The organism is Streptococcus oralis (genome assembly GCF_023109315.1).
Lineage (GTDB): Bacteria > Bacillota > Bacilli > Lactobacillales > Streptococcaceae > Streptococcus > Streptococcus oralis_BS.
On record NZ_JALDUF010000004.1, the window covers coordinates 159,626 to 174,082 of the forward strand.

At 42.6% G+C, this 14,457-nt stretch carries 16 protein-coding genes; all 16 read left to right on the forward strand.

Annotated features, from left to right (window positions below):
* Nucleotides 1-62 precede the first annotated feature (62 nt).
* Nucleotides 63-461, forward strand: a complete 399-nt coding sequence (spx, locus tag M1F74_RS06515) for a transcriptional regulator Spx (RefSeq protein WP_000591165.1) — start codon at nt 63-65, stop codon at nt 459-461.
* A 66-nt stretch (nt 462-527) separates the two neighbouring features.
* A complete protein-coding gene (locus M1F74_RS06520; RefSeq protein ID WP_000734682.1) occupies nt 528-1,097 on the forward strand; it encodes an SP0191 family lipoprotein in 570 nt (189 codons plus the stop codon).
* Nucleotides 1,098-1,183: 86 nt separating this feature from the next.
* Complete coding sequence (locus M1F74_RS06525; protein ID WP_000507060.1) at nt 1,184-1,450, forward strand: IreB family regulatory phosphoprotein; 267 nt, start codon at nt 1,184-1,186, stop codon at nt 1,448-1,450.
* A gap of 3 nt (nt 1,451-1,453) precedes the next feature.
* Entirely contained in the window at nt 1,454-1,873 is a 420-nt protein-coding gene (ruvX, locus tag M1F74_RS06530) for a Holliday junction resolvase RuvX (protein ID WP_002876031.1), read from the forward strand.
* Nucleotides 1,874-1,888: 15 nt separating this feature from the next.
* The gene (locus M1F74_RS06535) at nt 1,889-2,194 is read left to right on the forward strand and encodes a DUF1292 domain-containing protein (protein ID WP_000017624.1); all 306 of its coding nucleotides are present in this window, start codon (nt 1,889-1,891) and stop codon (nt 2,192-2,194) included.
* A 306-nt stretch (nt 2,195-2,500) separates the two neighbouring features.
* The gene (locus M1F74_RS06540) at nt 2,501-3,751 is read left to right on the forward strand and encodes a bifunctional folylpolyglutamate synthase/dihydrofolate synthase (RefSeq protein WP_247946626.1); all 1,251 of its coding nucleotides are present in this window, start codon (nt 2,501-2,503) and stop codon (nt 3,749-3,751) included.
* A gap of 88 nt (nt 3,752-3,839) precedes the next feature.
* Entirely contained in the window at nt 3,840-4,295 is a 456-nt protein-coding gene (locus M1F74_RS06545) for an SP_0198 family lipoprotein (RefSeq protein WP_247946627.1), read from the forward strand.
* A gap of 184 nt (nt 4,296-4,479) precedes the next feature.
* Nucleotides 4,480-5,631 carry an iron-containing alcohol dehydrogenase gene (locus M1F74_RS06550; RefSeq protein ID WP_247946628.1) on the forward strand — a complete coding sequence of 384 codons (1,152 nt, stop codon included), beginning with the start codon at nt 4,480-4,482 and terminating at the stop codon, nt 5,629-5,631.
* A gap of 87 nt (nt 5,632-5,718) precedes the next feature.
* Nucleotides 5,719-6,987 carry a glycosyltransferase gene (locus M1F74_RS06555; protein ID WP_247946629.1) on the forward strand — a complete coding sequence of 423 codons (1,269 nt, stop codon included), beginning with the start codon at nt 5,719-5,721 and terminating at the stop codon, nt 6,985-6,987.
* A gap of 3 nt (nt 6,988-6,990) precedes the next feature.
* A complete protein-coding gene (locus M1F74_RS06560) occupies nt 6,991-7,971 on the forward strand; it encodes an NAD-dependent epimerase/dehydratase family protein (RefSeq protein ID WP_247946630.1) in 981 nt (326 codons plus the stop codon).
* Nucleotides 7,946-8,761: an MBL fold metallo-hydrolase gene (locus M1F74_RS06565; protein WP_247946631.1), complete on the forward strand. Its 816-nt coding sequence runs from the start codon at nt 7,946-7,948 to the stop codon at nt 8,759-8,761. Before M1F74_RS06560 ends, M1F74_RS06565 begins: the two co-directional genes overlap by 26 nt.
* Entirely contained in the window at nt 8,739-10,001 is a 1,263-nt protein-coding gene (locus tag M1F74_RS06570; RefSeq protein ID WP_247946632.1) for a F390 synthetase-related protein, read from the forward strand. Before M1F74_RS06565 ends, M1F74_RS06570 begins: the two co-directional genes overlap by 23 nt.
* A gap of 14 nt (nt 10,002-10,015) precedes the next feature.
* Complete coding sequence (locus M1F74_RS06575; RefSeq protein ID WP_247946633.1) at nt 10,016-10,960, forward strand: 3-oxoacyl-[acyl-carrier-protein] synthase III C-terminal domain-containing protein; 945 nt, start codon at nt 10,016-10,018, stop codon at nt 10,958-10,960.
* Between the two features lie 123 nt (nt 10,961-11,083).
* Nucleotides 11,084-12,616 (forward strand): cardiolipin synthase, encoded by a 1,533-nt coding sequence (gene cls / locus M1F74_RS06580; RefSeq protein ID WP_007520812.1) that lies wholly within the window; start codon nt 11,084-11,086, stop codon nt 12,614-12,616.
* Nucleotides 12,617-12,689: 73 nt separating this feature from the next.
* Nucleotides 12,690-12,833, forward strand: a complete 144-nt coding sequence (locus M1F74_RS06585) for a hypothetical protein (RefSeq protein WP_000933182.1) — start codon at nt 12,690-12,692, stop codon at nt 12,831-12,833.
* A gap of 35 nt (nt 12,834-12,868) precedes the next feature.
* Nucleotides 12,869-14,386, forward strand: coding sequence for a damage-inducible protein CinA (locus M1F74_RS06590; protein ID WP_247946634.1), 1,518 nt, complete (start codon nt 12,869-12,871; stop codon nt 14,384-14,386).
* Nucleotides 14,387-14,457 lie beyond the last annotated feature (71 nt).

Sequence of the window (14,457 nt, forward strand, 5' to 3'; positions counted from 1 at the left end):
GGATGCTTTTTATGGTATAATAGACTAAACTGATAGTAACATGTAGCGAAAGGGGTAGGTACATGATCAAAATTTATACAGTCTCAAGTTGTACTAGCTGTAAAAAAGCGAAAACCTGGCTCAATGCCCACCAGTTAAGTTATAAAGAACAAAATCTCGGTAAAGAAGGAATTACAAGAGAAGAGTTATTAGATATTCTCACGAAAACAGATAATGGAATTGCCAGTATCGTTTCGTCAAAAAACCGCTACGCTAAGGCACTTGGAGTTGACATCGAGGATTTGAGTGTCAATGAAGTGCTCAACTTAATCATGGAAACACCACGGATCTTAAAGAGTCCGATTCTCGTTGACGAGAAGCGCCTGCAAGTCGGCTATAAAGAAGATGATATCCGTGCCTTCTTGCCACGCTCTGTCCGTAATGTAGAAAATGCAGAAGCACGTCTACGTGCAGCTCTATAAAACATCAAGGCTGGGAGTGACTCCTGGCCTTGTTTGCTCTTTTGTTTTGAAATCATGTGAGGAATTATGAAAAAGTTACTAATTGCTAGTTTTGCTATTCTCTTTTTGCTTGCGGGATGTGGGCAAAAAAAGGAAACCCCTGCTGCTTCCACAACAGCATCTGACCCCATCCAATCAAACCTTCCCGTTTTGGACAATGCCGAAAAGAATACGGTTGTCACCAAGACCTTGTTGATGCCGAAGTCAGAAAATGGAACGCAGCAGATTCAGACCATTACCTATAAAGGCAATCAATTTTTGACCTTGACCATTCAGCAAAAACGACCTGTCGGGGATGAACTCAAGAACTTTATCTCTGAAAATGGACTAGAGGAGACGAAAAAAGCGCTTCAAGAAGCTGAAGAGAAGGATGAGACCATCCAAGAGGCACGCAAACTAGCAGGATTTACACTGGAAACCAAGCTACTCAGCGAGACAGAAATCCAGACCACAACAACTTATGATTTTCAAGTATTGGATGTCAAAAAGGCATCTCAGATGGAATATTTAAAAAATATCGGTCTTGAAAATCTCTTAAAAAACGAACCTAGCCAATATATTGCAGATAGAGTGGCAAATGGGGCGACAGAACAATAGAAAATCCAAATTAATAGACTGACTTATTTGTAGAACGTCAGGGAATGTGCTATAATAGTACTATTCTAAGGAAAGAGGGTGTTAGAATGGGATTTACTGAAGAAACTGTACGGTTTAAATTGGATGATTCCAATAAGAAAGAGATTAGCGAGACGTTGACAGATGTCTATGCTTCTTTGAATGAAAAGGGTTATAATCCGATAAATCAAATCGTCGGTTATGTATTGAGTGGAGACCCTGCCTATGTTCCTCGTTACAACAATGCACGAAATCAAATCCGTAAGTATGAGCGCGATGAAATTGTTGAAGAATTGGTACGCTACTACCTTAAAGGACAAGGAGTCGATCTATAATCTATGAGAATTATGGGATTGGACGTCGGTTCAAAAACAGTGGGTGTTGCCATTAGCGATCCCCTAGGCTTCACTGCTCAAGGCCTTGAAATCATCCAGATTAATGAGGATCAGGGCCAGTTTGGTTTTGACCGTATCAAGGAATTGGTTGACAGCTATAAGGTGGAACGCTTTGTAGTAGGTCTGCCTAAAAACATGAACAATACCAGCGGTCCGCGAGTAGAAGCCAGTCAAGCCTATGGTGCCAAGCTAGAAGAACTCTTTGGTTTGCCAGTAGACTATCAGGATGAGCGTTTGACAACGGTCGCTGCGGAGCGTATGTTGATTGAACAAGCAGATATCAGTCGTAACAAACGCAAGAAAGTTATTGATAAGTTGGCTGCTCAGCTAATTTTGCAAAATTATTTAGATAGAAAATTTTAAGACAGAGGAGAAACTATGTCACACGATCACAACCATGACCACGAAGAACGTGAATTGATTACACTAGTAGATGAGCAAGGAAATGAAACCTTGTTTGAAATTCTTTTGACCATCGACGGGAAAGAAGAATTTGGTAAAAATTATGTTCTTCTAGTGCCAGTTAACGCAGAAGAAGATGAAAATGGTGAAGTTGAAATCCAAGCCTACTCATTCATCGAAAATGAAGATGGAACAGAAGGCGAATTGCAACCAATCCCAGAAGACTCAGAAGACGAATGGAACATGATTGAAGAAGTCTTCAACAGCTTTATGGAGGAGTAAAAATGTTCAGTGAACATTTTTACCCTTACGCTAAAAATAAAGACCGTAAGTAAGTCCGGGGGATGTTTTTGGCCCTGCGCCAGAAATTAGAAACGCAGGAACGTCCGGGGGATATTTTTACCCCAGTTCCTTTAAATAGGAGAGAACTGGTAAGTCCAGTGGTTATTTTTACCCCACGTTGAAATTCATAGTAGCTAGTGATTAGCTAACCAGGTAAGAGGTTGGAATTTTTGTCCTGACCTCGCTTTTTATTTGTAATCATACTTTGATGCGGTAGTTGATTGGACTTTTGTTAAGGAGACATGTATGTTTGAAGTAGAAGAATGGCTTCATAGTCGGATTGGTTTAAACTTTAGATCTGGTCTTGGACGAATGCAGCGAGCTGTGGATTTGTTGGGGAATCCTGAGAAGACTTATCCCATTATCCACGTAACAGGGACTAACGGTAAAGGGTCAACTATTGCCTTTATGAGGGAGTTGTTTGTCGTCCATGGTAAAAAAGTTGGTACTTTTACCTCTCCTCATATCATTAGTATCCATGATCGAATCTGTATCAATGGACAACCGATCGCAGATGAAGACTTTATCCGTATAGCTAACCAAGTCAAGGAGATGGAGAAAACTCTTTTAGAAACACATGACCACTTGTCTTTCTTTGAGTTGTTGACCCTGATTGCCTTGCTTTACTTTAAAGAGCAGGAAGTGGATCTGGTTCTTCTAGAAGTGGGGATTGGTGGATTGCTTGACACGACTAATGTCGTAACAGGCGAGATTGCAGTTATTACTTCGATTGGTCTAGATCATCAGGAGACCTTGGGCGATAGTCTGGAGGAAATAGCAGATCAGAAAGCTGGTATTTTCAAGTCTGGCAAGAAGGCGGTCATTGCTAAGCTTTCTCCAGAAGCAGAGCTTGTCTGCCAAAGTAAAGCGAGAGAGTTAGACGTAGACCTTTATCAAACCGGGCAAGACTTCACCTTAAATGCGGGGGATTTTTTAAGTAAGCTAGCAAGTTTTTCACGGCTTGAAATCGGGTTGGAAGGTACCTATCAGCAAGAAAATGCCTCCTTGGCTTTACAAACTTTTCTTCTGTTTATGGCGTCAAGAGAGGAAGGTGTCGAAGAAGAGCTTGTCAGACAGGCCTTGAAAGAGACCCACTGGGCCGGTCGATTGGAACGGATTCGTCCGCATATCTACCTAGACGGGGCTCACAATCTTCCAGCTTTAAGTCGTTTAGTTGAGTTTATTCAGGAAAAAATTCAGCAAGGCTTCCAAGTTCAAATCCTTTTTGGCGCCCTTAAACGTAAGGATTATCAAGGGATGCTAGGTTATTTAACAGATGCTTTGCCAGAGGCGGAAGTCAAGGTGACTGGCTTTGATTACCAAGGCTCTTTAGAAGAAAGCGATGTTTCTGGTTATAAACTTGTTGACTCTTATCGTGATTTTATCAGCGAATTTGAAGAAAATGCCAATGATCAGGACCTGCTTTTCGTGACGGGCTCCCTCTACTTTATCTCGGAAGTGCGAGCGGGTTTGGTGGGAAAGCGTGAGATTAGTTGACCTTCTAGGTTTAAGTTGCTATACTGGGGATAGGAAAACTTGAAAACGATTTCAGAAACAACATTAGCACAAAAGAAAGGAAGTCGCTATGAAAACGAAGACATTCACACTTTCTATTGCTTCTTTAGCAATTCTTAGTCTTTTAGCAGCTTGTGGATCTAAGACACAAGCCCCTACCCAGCAATCTGCTCAACAACCATCTACTCAACAAGAATCATCTTCTAGTGCTGCTACAAGTGCCAGCCAACCACAGGCGTCCTCAAGTCAGGACACTACTGTAGCTCAACCTACTAACATCGATGGTACCTATACTGGAAAAGATGAGAATGATCAGATCACTCTAGTTGTAACAGGTAAAACTGGTACATGGACTGAGGTCGAGCCAGATGGAGATAAGGAAATCAAGCAAGTCAGCTTTGAGCCAGAAAATCAACGTGTCATTATCGGAGATGATGTCAAAATTTACACGGTTAATGGTAATCAATTGATTATCGATGATATGGACCGAGAGCCATCTGACCGAGTGGTATTAACTAAGCAATAATCATTCAGTAAAAGTTCCAATGAGATGAAATCTATCTTTTTGGAGCTTTTTTCTTGAAAAAGTGGCTGGCTGTTCTTTACTAACTTTTTACTTAAAACGCTTACAAAAATTTGTAAAACTTCTTATAAGGTCGTATACTTATAGTAAATAATCAAATAGCGCAGAAGCGCAGGAGGAAAAGCATATGGCTACATTTTACGTTCCATCAGTTAACCTTATCGGTAAAGGTGTTGTAAATGAAGTAGGCCCGTATATCAAGGAATTGGGGTATAAGAAGGCTCTTTTGGTGACAGACAAGTTCATCGAGGGAAGTGATATTTTACCTAAGGTCCTAAAACCATTAGATGCTGAAGGGATCGAATATGTGATCTTTAGTGATGTGGAGCCAAATCCTACTTGCAAGAACGTCACAGACGGAGTGGCTGCCTTGAAAGAGCATGGATGTGACTTCATCATCAGTCTTGGGGGAGGATCTCCTCAGGATGCGGCTAGTTGTATCTCTATCATTGCTACAAATGGTGGCAAACCACAGGACTACGAAGGCCTCCACAAGTCTGCTAAAAAAGGATTGCCAGTGGTTGCGGTCAATACAACAGCTGGAACTTCTGCAGAAATCACCATCAACTATGTCATTACTGACGAAGAACGAAAGGTCAAGATGGTAATGGTAGATAAGAACAGCCTTGCCCTCATCTCTGTCAATGATCCAGAACTTATGGTATCAAAACCGCAAGCGCTCACAGCAGCGACAGGTATGGATGCTCTTACCCACGCTGTCGAAGCCTTGGTAACACCGGGCGCTTATGATGTGACCAAGAAACTCTCTATCGGAGCGATTGAACTCATCAAGGAGTACCTCCCTCGTGCTGTAGCTAATGGACAAGATATCGAAGCGCGTGAGGCGATGGTTAATGCTATCTTCCTCGGTGGTATGAGTTTTAACAACGCTGGTTTGGGCTACGTTCACTCAATGGCTCACCAACTCGGTGCAGTGTATAACTTACCACATGGTGTCTGCTGTGCCATGCTGCTCCCAGTTGTAGAACGTGAAAATGCGAAGCGCGTACCTGCTGCCTTCCGCAACGTTGCTAAGGCGCTAGGCTTGCAAGTGGCAGGCAAAACGGATGAAGAGTGCGCAGCTTACGCTATTTCTGAGATTGAAAAACTGTCTGAAACAGTAGGGATTCCGAAGAAACTCACTGAACTCGGTATCGAAGAAAAAGATTTTGACTTTGACTACCTTTCTAAGAATGCTTTGATCGATGCATGTGCGCCAGGCAATCCATTTATGCCAACTTTAGAAGAAACCATTGCTCTCTACAAAGAACTCTTCTAATTTTTAAAGTGAAAAAGAAACTAAATAATGCTGGAAAGAACTATCATTTTGGTAGTTCTTTTTTTAAAAATTTGCTATCCTAGACATATGAGAAAAATCAAAATTGATGTGGTTGTAGTGCCCTTAAGTGGGCATCTCTTCCCAACCTTGAATCTACTCGCACCCTTGTTGAAGGATCCCTTGTATGAGATTCGATTATTTACAGGACCGCAACGAAAAGCTGTCGCAGAGGAGATGGAATTCCAGGTGATTCCCATTTTAGAAAATTCTGTAGATGAATTTGAGCGCGTAGCCAACAATGAAGGGCAATTAAACCTTATTTCTGCTTATCGACAGTTGTCAGCTAGTCTTGATTTGATCGATGTGGTGTCTGACCAACTAGTGCAAGAGTGGCAGGAAAATCGACCTGATATTGTGATTGCCGACTTCATCACCTTATCTGGGGGGTTAGTAGCGGAACAGTTGGGAATTCCTTGGATAACAACCATGGCGACGCAATTTGCCATTGAAACGACAGATGGACCGCCTTGTTTCTTTGGAGGAATGGGCAGTCCAAAGACACCGTTCCAATCTGTCCAGCAATGGCTGGGGAGAAAAGTGACTCGTTTAGGGAAACGAATCGTAACCTTTTTATTGAGAGAACGCTTAAAACGTTACGATTTTAAGCTCTACAATCAGAAAGGTCAAGAAACTATCTATTCCCCCTATTCTATCTTAGGGATTGGGATGAAAGAGTTGGAGCTGAAAAGTGGTTTTCCAGAGCATTACCTTTGGGTGGGACCTTTTGGCTCTTCGATTGAGAGGGCAGAGAATTACCTCCTCGATTTGGCTCCTTATGCAGGGTATAAGAAGGTCCTTGTATCCTGCGGCACTCAGCTAGCATGGGCCAAAGACAATCTCCTCTATCAGACACAACAATTGGCTAAAGCCCATCCAGACTGTCACTTCTTTGTGACTCTGGGGTTTGGCGGACAAGACTTCCAATGTGAGGAGATCATGGACAATGTTTCTGTGGTATCTTATCTTCCCTATAAGGAATACATTCCCCAGATGGACTATGTGATTCATCATGGCGGTGCGGGCATTTTTTACCAATGTATTATCTATGACAAGCCTGCCTTGATTCTCCCCCATGACTATGATCAGTATGACTATGCGGTTCGTGGCTTAGAGGCAGGGATTGCTTTGACCGCTAAACGAGAGGATACGGAAGCGATTGGGCGAGCTTTTGATGAATTATTGGCTCGGGAGAACTGGCCAGATTTGAAGAACCTCAGTCGTGCGGCTCAAATCTATCAGCCAACAGAGATTCTGAAGAGCGAAATACATCGGCTCTTAGGGGACAAGGAGAAGTAAAAAATGAAGAAAGTATTGGTAACAGGTGCTACGGGCTTTCTAGGCAAGTATGTTGTTGAAGAGCTCAGTCAGCAGGGCTATCAGGTACGCGCTTTTGGACGCAATCCCAAGGCAGGTCAGTCTTTGGAAAATTCCTTAGTAACATTTTTTCAGGGAGATTTGACCAAGCAAGAGGATTTGGCTCAGGCTTGTCAGGGGATGGACATGGTTGTGCATGCGGGTGCTCTTTCTACCGTTTGGGGTCCTTGGGAGGATTTCTACCAGACAAATGTCTTGGGAACCAAGTATGTTCTGGATGCTTGTCGAGAGGCCGGTATTCAGCATTTAGTTTATGTATCATCGCCGAGCATCTATGCTGCGCCTCGAGATCAGCTTGCTATCAAAGAAAGCGAAGCTCCGCAGGAAAACAAGCTTAACAACTATATCCGTAGTAAACTGGCTTCGGAGAAGCTGTTTAAGGATTATCCCGATGTTCCGAGCATTATCTTACGACCTCGTGGACTTTTTGGAATTGGGGATACCAGTATCTTGCCCCGAGTTCTCAAACTCAGTCAGAGGATTGGCATTCCCTTGATAGGAGATGGCCGTCAGCTCATGGATATGACCTGTGTGGAAAATGTTGCTCTGGCCATTCGTTTGGCTCTAGAGGCCCCTCAAGCTAGTGGCGAAGTTTATAATATTACCAATGGGGAACCAAGAGCCTTTAAGGATTTGATAGAAGAAACCTTAAGAGGGTTGGGCTATCCAATAACATACAGAAAAGTGCCAGCTCCTCTTCTTTCAGTTATTGCCAGTAGTTTAGAGTTTCTATATAGGGTCTTGAAACTCAAAGGTGAACCGGCTCTGACACGCTATACCTATTATCTGCTCCGTTATAGCCAGACGTTGGACATCAGCAAGGCGGAGCGAGACTTGGGGTATCGCCCTCAAATCAGTATTTCGGAAGGGATTGAACAATATGTCCAAGATTATCGAAAGTATTGATTATTTCCCTGCCGGATATTGTACTAGTTATGCGGGTTTGCTATTTAAAGGAGTCAAGAATAAAAAGATGACCTTCCCAGCTGGCGTCTTTCTGATTAAGCACAGAGACAAGGGCTATCTACTATATGATACGGGTTATCACTATAACATTAAGACGAAGCTACGCTATGGTTTTTACCGTCTAGGAACTCCTGTTCAGATGACGGAAAAGGATCAGATTTCATACTTATTGAAGGCAAAAGGAATTAGACCAGAAGAGATTACCTATGTCATGTTGTCTCATCTCCATCCAGACCATTTAGGAGGGGCAAGTTTTTTCCCGAACGCTCAATTTATCCTGACTCAAGAGGTTTTTGAAGTTTACCAGAAACCCAAGCTCAAGGATTTGGTCTTTAAAGAGTTTTTACCAGTTGATTTTGAGAAAAGACTGACCGTTATCAAGGCAAATCAGCGCTATTCAAACTTTCCCTATGGTCCGATTTGTGACCTCTTTGGAGATAGCAGTATCCTAGTAGCTTCTGTTGATGGGCATGCTAGGGGGCAAGCCTGTCTGTATCTTCCAGACCTTAATCTCCTCATTGCAGCAGATCTTTGCTGGGGAATTGACCTCTTGCCTTACACCAAACAGATGCACCTGATTCCTTCCTTGGTTCAAGATAACAAGGTGGACTATATCAAGGGGACGGAGTTTCTGGAGGAAGTCTTGAAAGACGGAATTGAGGTGCTTGTTAGTCATGACCCTGTAGAAAGGATAGAGTCAATCTTATATGAAAAAACTAACCTTTCTTAAAACCTTTATCCAAACTCGCTGGCTTCATAACTTCAAATCTCGAGAGGCTGTAGAGAGCTATCAGAAAAAGCAATTAGCCAACTATATGGATTTTTTAAAGCGAGAGTCTCCTTACTTTAAAAATGGGGTGCCTAGCGACTTTGACCATATGGACAAAGCCTTTATGATGGAACATTTCAACGAGCTTAACACCCAAGGAGTGGATCGAGATGAAGCCTTGGCCTTGGCTATTGAAAGTGAGAAGACCCGTGATTTCACTGAACTTAAAGGAGAAATAGCTGTCGGTCTGTCTTCAGGGACATCTGGACATCGGGGGCTCTTTATCACAACAGAGAAAGAGCGAAGTATGTGGGCAGCGGCTATCTTAGCCAAGATGTTGCCCAAAGGCCAGCTTTTTGGACAACGCATTGCCTTTTTCCTGAGAGCTGATAATGAACTCTATCAGACCATCAATACGGTGCTCATTCGTTTAGAGTACTTTGATATTTTCAAACATACAGATGACCATATCGAGCGTCTCAATAGCTACCAACCGACGATTATTGTGGCGCCAGCCTCTATGTTGATTGAATTGAGCAAGCGACTAAAAGCTGGACAGTTAGCCATCCATCCACAAAAAATCGTTTCGGTGGCAGAAATCTTGGAAGATAGTGATAGAGAACGCATCGCAGAGGCCTTTTCTCTATCCATTATTGACCAAGTTTATCAGGCGACTGAAGGTTTCTTAGCCTGCACTTGCCCAGCTGGCAATCTGCATCTCAACGAAGACATTATCTTTGTGGAAAAGCGGTATCTGGATGACCGCCGTTTCTATCCAGTGATTACGGACTTTAAGCGAAGTAGTCAGCCTGTTTATCGCTACCAGCTCAATGATATCTTGGTTGAAAATCCGGAGCCTTGTCCCTGTGGCTCCTGCTATACACGGATTGACAAGGTCGAAGGACGCTCTGACGACATCTTCTATTTTGAAGGACTGGATGGGGGACAGGTAACTATCTATCCAGACTTTATCAGGCGCTGCATCCTTTTTGTGGAGAATGTAGGAGATTACCAAGTCAAGCAACATTCCGAGAAGTTAGTGGAAGTTTGCCTAAGCCGACGAGATGAGGATTTAGATGCAGCTATTCTAGCACAGTTCCAACTCTTGGCTCAGCAAAAACAGTTCAAAGCCCCAGCAATCCAATTTTCAGATTATCACTGGGATACTAGCCGTAAACTCAAACGTATCCAACGTTTATGAAAGGACAAAAGACAATGACAGAAGTAACAAGACATGTAGAAATCGCAGGTTATGGTGTTTGCCTTCCAAAGCATACTGTCCAATTTAAAGATCAAACTCGTTATCGTGTGGTTGAAAACGAAGAAACCCAACTAGATTTGGCAGAAGCAGCTATCCAGCAGGCACTCGAAAATGCAAATTTGAAAATAGAAGACATTGATTGTCTGGTTTCGGCAAGTGCGGTTGGTGTTCAGCCTATTCCATGTACAGCTGCCTTGATTCATGAACGCGTAGCAAAAGGACTCTCTATTCCAGCTATGGATATCAATACGACCTGTACCAGCTTTATTTCTGCCCTATCGACCATGTCCCACTTGATTGAGGCGGGCGAATACAATCGTGTTCTGATCGTGTCTAGTGAGGTTGGTAGTTTAGGGCTCAATCCCAAGCAAAAAGAAAGTTTTGAACTCTTTAGTGATGGGGCGGCAGCCTTTATTTTCCAAAAAAGCCATCAGGAAAAAGGGGTCATTGCTAGTCTCCAACGTACTTGGTCAGAAGGAGCTCACGATACGGAAATTCGTGGAGGTCTGACTTCTTTTCAACCAAAAGAGTACTCTGAAGCGACTAAGACCAACTATATGTTTGATATGAAGGGAAAGAAAATCCTCCTCTTGTCAGCTCGTAAAATCCCAGTCATGTTTGAAGAGTTTCAAGAAAAGACCCAGCTAGCCTTGGCAGACGTGGACTATATCATTCCTCACCAAGCAAGTCGTGCTCTTCCTTTGGTTATGGAAAAGCTAGGTGTGGCTGAGAATCAATACCTCAATCTCGTCACGGACTATGGAAATATGGTGTCAGTCTCTGTGCCATTTGGCTTGGCCTATTCATTGGACCATGGATTGGTTAAAGAAGGAGATACCGTCTACCTTATGGGAACTGCAGCAGGTATGACAGTCAATATGTTGGCTCTCAAACTGTAATACACATCTGAAAATGGAAGGGCAAGAGTAAAAGGTTGCTATCTACCCCTGAACTGAGGTATACTAGTAGAAAGATTAGTTTATCAAGCAGTTAAGGAGAATGTTAGAAAAGAAAGGGGATGTATGACAGCTAGAAAAATGCAGCTACTCATGTCCAAGTATGGATTTAGTATTACCATCATGTTGGCGGAGTTGTTTATCGTCTTTGGTTTGTTTCTCTATTTAGGTCAGATGGCTCCAATTCTCTGGATTATCCTAGTTATTTTGATGAGTATGGCGACCATTGTATCGATTGTCAATCGTTCTATGAATCCAGAAAGCAAGGTAACTTGGCTGTTAGTAGCCTTTGTTCCAGTATTTGGTCCCTTGCTCTATATCATGTTTGGAGAACGCCGTTTATCTAAAAAAGAAATGAAGCAACTAAAGCAGCTCCAATCAATGGTTGACCGAGAGGATAATAGCAGAGCTCTCCGTTTGGAGTTAAAGGAACAAGACAAGTCGGCTTACGGGGTTATCAAATCTCTCCTCAGCATGGACACGAATGCCGATGTCTATAATCGAACGGATACCCATTTTTTTCCTTCAGGGGAAAGCATGTGGCGCCAGATGCTAGAGGATCTCAAAAAAGCCGAGAAATTTATATTTCTCGAATACTATATCATCGAAGAAGGATTGATGTGGAATAGTATTTTAGAGATTTTGGAAGAAAAGGCGGCTCAAGGGGTAGAAGTGAAGCTCCTTTATGATGATATTGGTTGTATGGCAACCTTGCCTGGTGATTATACCATTCATCTTCGCGGTCGAGGGATTGAAGCCCATAAATTTAACAAGGTGATTCCGCGCTTAACCGTCGCCTATAACAACCGTGACCACCGTAAAATCATGATTATCGATGGTCAAATTGCCTATACAGGTGGTGTCAATCTGGCAGATGAGTATATCAACCATATCGAACGCTTTGGTTATTGGAAGGATAGCGGTATTCGCCTAGATGGATCAGCGGTTAAGGCTTTTACTAGACTCTTTTTGTCAACCTGGTATATCAACCGTGGGGAAATTAGCGACTTTGACCAATACCATCTCGAAAATCAACCAAAAGATGGAATGGGGCTCTGTATTCCCTACAGTAGCGGGCCAAAACCTATCTACCGAGCCCAGGTTGGAAAAACGGTCTATCAAAATCTTATCAATCAAGCTACAGATTATGTTTACATCACGACTCCCTACCTGATTGCTGACTATGATTTAACAGAAAGTATCAAAAATGCAGCTCTGAGAGGGGTAGATGTGCGAATTGTGACGCCTTGTATCCCAGATAAGAAGGTTATTCAGTTAGTTACTCGGGGAGCCTACCCAGACTTGTTATCTGCGGGGGTTCGTATTTATGAGTACAGTCCGGGATTCCTTCATAGCAAGCAAATGCTTGTCGATGGAGAGGCAGCTACTGTGGGAACCATCAATTTTGACTATCGGAGTTTGCTTCACCACTATGAAAATGCCGTCTTGCTTTATAGGACGCAGTCCATCATCGCTATTGAAAGGGATTTCGAAGAGATTTTTAAAGTTTCTCAAGAAATTTATCCCCACACCATCAAAACAAGCTGGTATCAAAGCCTGATCAAGGAAATTGTCCAGTTGTTTGCGCCTATGCTCTAACTATCCATCAAGATCTAGCCCAAGGCTGGATCTTTTTTGTCTTCTTACGAATAGATAAGTAAAGGAGAAAACCATGCTTAATCTAGAAGATGATGATTTTATCAGAGAGTATAGAAACAGCCGATTCCACCGTTTTCGTGAAATCGAACGCTTTGCGATATTGGATAAGAAATTCAGCAAATATCAATCCCAAGCTGACATTCCTGTAAGATTTTGATATACTAAAACAGATAAACTTAGAGGAGAAATTGAATGAATGTATACGGGAAAATAGATGAGAAACAAGAAGAATCTCAGTACCAAGACTGGTCCGTTCCAGAAAAGCGAGAAGGAGCTCCGATTCCCTTTTTTAGTATCTTGCTTTGGAGTTTAGTGGCTACAGCTATTTCTGTGGTTATCCCCCTTATTTTTGGTTTAGTAAGTCCGCGACAAACTCAGGATCTTTATACCGGTTGGGCTTTGCATCAAAATGGTCAAATGTATACAGATTATTTTGGGACGGAGGGATTGCTCTATTACCTGCTTACCTATCTTTCACAAGGCAGTATTCTGATTGCTTTGGTTGAGTGGTTGGCCTTGTTTGGAGCAGGCGTTTTTCTTTTTAAATCTGCGGATACTCTTACAGGCTGTGTAGAAGAAGCCAAGCAGCTTGTGTTTGTGTTTAATTTGTTGGTAGCAGGTCTCGCTTTTGGTGGTGGCTATGCTCTCTTGCTAGCCTTGCCTTTCCTATTTTATTCACTTAGCATTGTTACGAACTATCTAGCTTATCCAAACGATGACAAAGGATTTTTACGTGTTGGTATGAGCCTTGCACTTGCTTTCTTCCTTGCGCCAATCCCAACAGCCTTATTTGCAGCTACACTAGCCTTGGGAATTATCGGCTTTAACTTAGGCAAAGGTCACTTTGTTCATGGTTTATATCAATTTTTTGCGTCAGCCTTAGGGTTCTCACTCTTATTCTATCCTTTGGGCTACTATACAGTATTAACAGGTAGTTTTGGGGATGCCATTAGCCAGACCTTGTATCCGGTAAATACTCTTAGCCTCTTTTTAAATGCGCATTTGCTTGAAAATGCAGCCTTCTACGGCTTACTTGCCATTGGGCTAGGTTCCCTTACTTTGCTCTTTTCTGGTTTGTTCCAGTCAAAACCAGCTAAGCAGTATTCCCTATCAATTGCTGCTAGTTTAGGCTTATTGCTTTCTTTGGGGCTCTTGATTTTCTCAAAAGAACCTGTCAACGGTACTCACCTCGTTGCTCTCCTTCCTTTCTTGACCCTGCTCCTTCTGACAGGGATTAAAGAAAATGTTTCTGAGGGAGGCGGTCGTCGTAGAAGAAGACGTGAGAAAAAAGCCTCTTTCCTCAAAAGAAATTTCTATCTACCACTGATTGCCCTTGTCTACCTCATCGTTCTCCCTATCGCGAGTCGCTACCTTTCGCACCCGGTGACTTATCAGGAGAGAGAGCGACTTGCTAGCGTAGTCAAGCAACAAACGAGTTCTGAAGATCGTGTCTATGCATGGGATGATCGTCCAGATTTCTATCGTACAAGCGAACGCTTGGCACCGACCTCTCTAGTGACGCCAACACTTTATACTGCAAGTGACGAAAATAAAACCAAACTGATGAATGACCTGAAAGAGAATGAACCGAAGATGATTATGGTCAATCAAAAAGTTGCCTTGTGGTCAGATGTAGAGAGCTGGCTCAGTGAAAACTATGAGCTTGTTCAGACAGATACTAGCGAGTTGAAGCTTTATAAATTCAAATAACAAAATCAATATCTTGTGGAATTTTAAAAAAATCGGGATTTTTAACACAAGATGTTGATTTTTATTTTTAG

What these genes read in the sequence shown, in the direction of transcription:
- M1F74_RS06560 (WP_247946630.1), top strand. Translation starts at nt 6,991, where the DNA reads ATGAAGAAAGTATTGGTAACAGGTGCTACGGGCTTTCTAGGCAAGTAT.
- M1F74_RS06575 (WP_247946633.1), top strand. Translation starts at nt 10,016, where the DNA reads ATGACAGAAGTAACAAGACATGTAGAAATCGCAGGTTATGGTGTTTGC.
- M1F74_RS06555 (WP_247946629.1), top strand. Translation starts at nt 5,719, where the DNA reads ATGAGAAAAATCAAAATTGATGTGGTTGTAGTGCCCTTAAGTGGGCAT.
- M1F74_RS06520 (WP_000734682.1), top strand. Translation starts at nt 528, where the DNA reads ATGAAAAAGTTACTAATTGCTAGTTTTGCTATTCTCTTTTTGCTTGCG.
- M1F74_RS06565 (WP_247946631.1), top strand. Translation starts at nt 7,946, where the DNA reads ATGTCCAAGATTATCGAAAGTATTGATTATTTCCCTGCCGGATATTGT.
- M1F74_RS06590 (WP_247946634.1), top strand. Translation starts at nt 12,869, where the DNA reads ATGAATGTATACGGGAAAATAGATGAGAAACAAGAAGAATCTCAGTAC.
- M1F74_RS06570 (WP_247946632.1), top strand. Translation starts at nt 8,739, where the DNA reads ATGAAAAAACTAACCTTTCTTAAAACCTTTATCCAAACTCGCTGGCTT.
- cls (WP_007520812.1), top strand. Translation starts at nt 11,084, where the DNA reads ATGACAGCTAGAAAAATGCAGCTACTCATGTCCAAGTATGGATTTAGT.
- M1F74_RS06585 (WP_000933182.1), top strand. Translation starts at nt 12,690, where the DNA reads ATGCTTAATCTAGAAGATGATGATTTTATCAGAGAGTATAGAAACAGC.
- M1F74_RS06540 (WP_247946626.1), top strand. Translation starts at nt 2,501, where the DNA reads ATGTTTGAAGTAGAAGAATGGCTTCATAGTCGGATTGGTTTAAACTTT.
- M1F74_RS06525 (WP_000507060.1), top strand. Translation starts at nt 1,184, where the DNA reads ATGGGATTTACTGAAGAAACTGTACGGTTTAAATTGGATGATTCCAAT.
- spx (WP_000591165.1), top strand. Translation starts at nt 63, where the DNA reads ATGATCAAAATTTATACAGTCTCAAGTTGTACTAGCTGTAAAAAAGCG.
- M1F74_RS06550 (WP_247946628.1), top strand. Translation starts at nt 4,480, where the DNA reads ATGGCTACATTTTACGTTCCATCAGTTAACCTTATCGGTAAAGGTGTT.
- M1F74_RS06535 (WP_000017624.1), top strand. Translation starts at nt 1,889, where the DNA reads ATGTCACACGATCACAACCATGACCACGAAGAACGTGAATTGATTACA.
- ruvX (WP_002876031.1), top strand. Translation starts at nt 1,454, where the DNA reads ATGAGAATTATGGGATTGGACGTCGGTTCAAAAACAGTGGGTGTTGCC.
- M1F74_RS06545 (WP_247946627.1), top strand. Translation starts at nt 3,840, where the DNA reads ATGAAAACGAAGACATTCACACTTTCTATTGCTTCTTTAGCAATTCTT.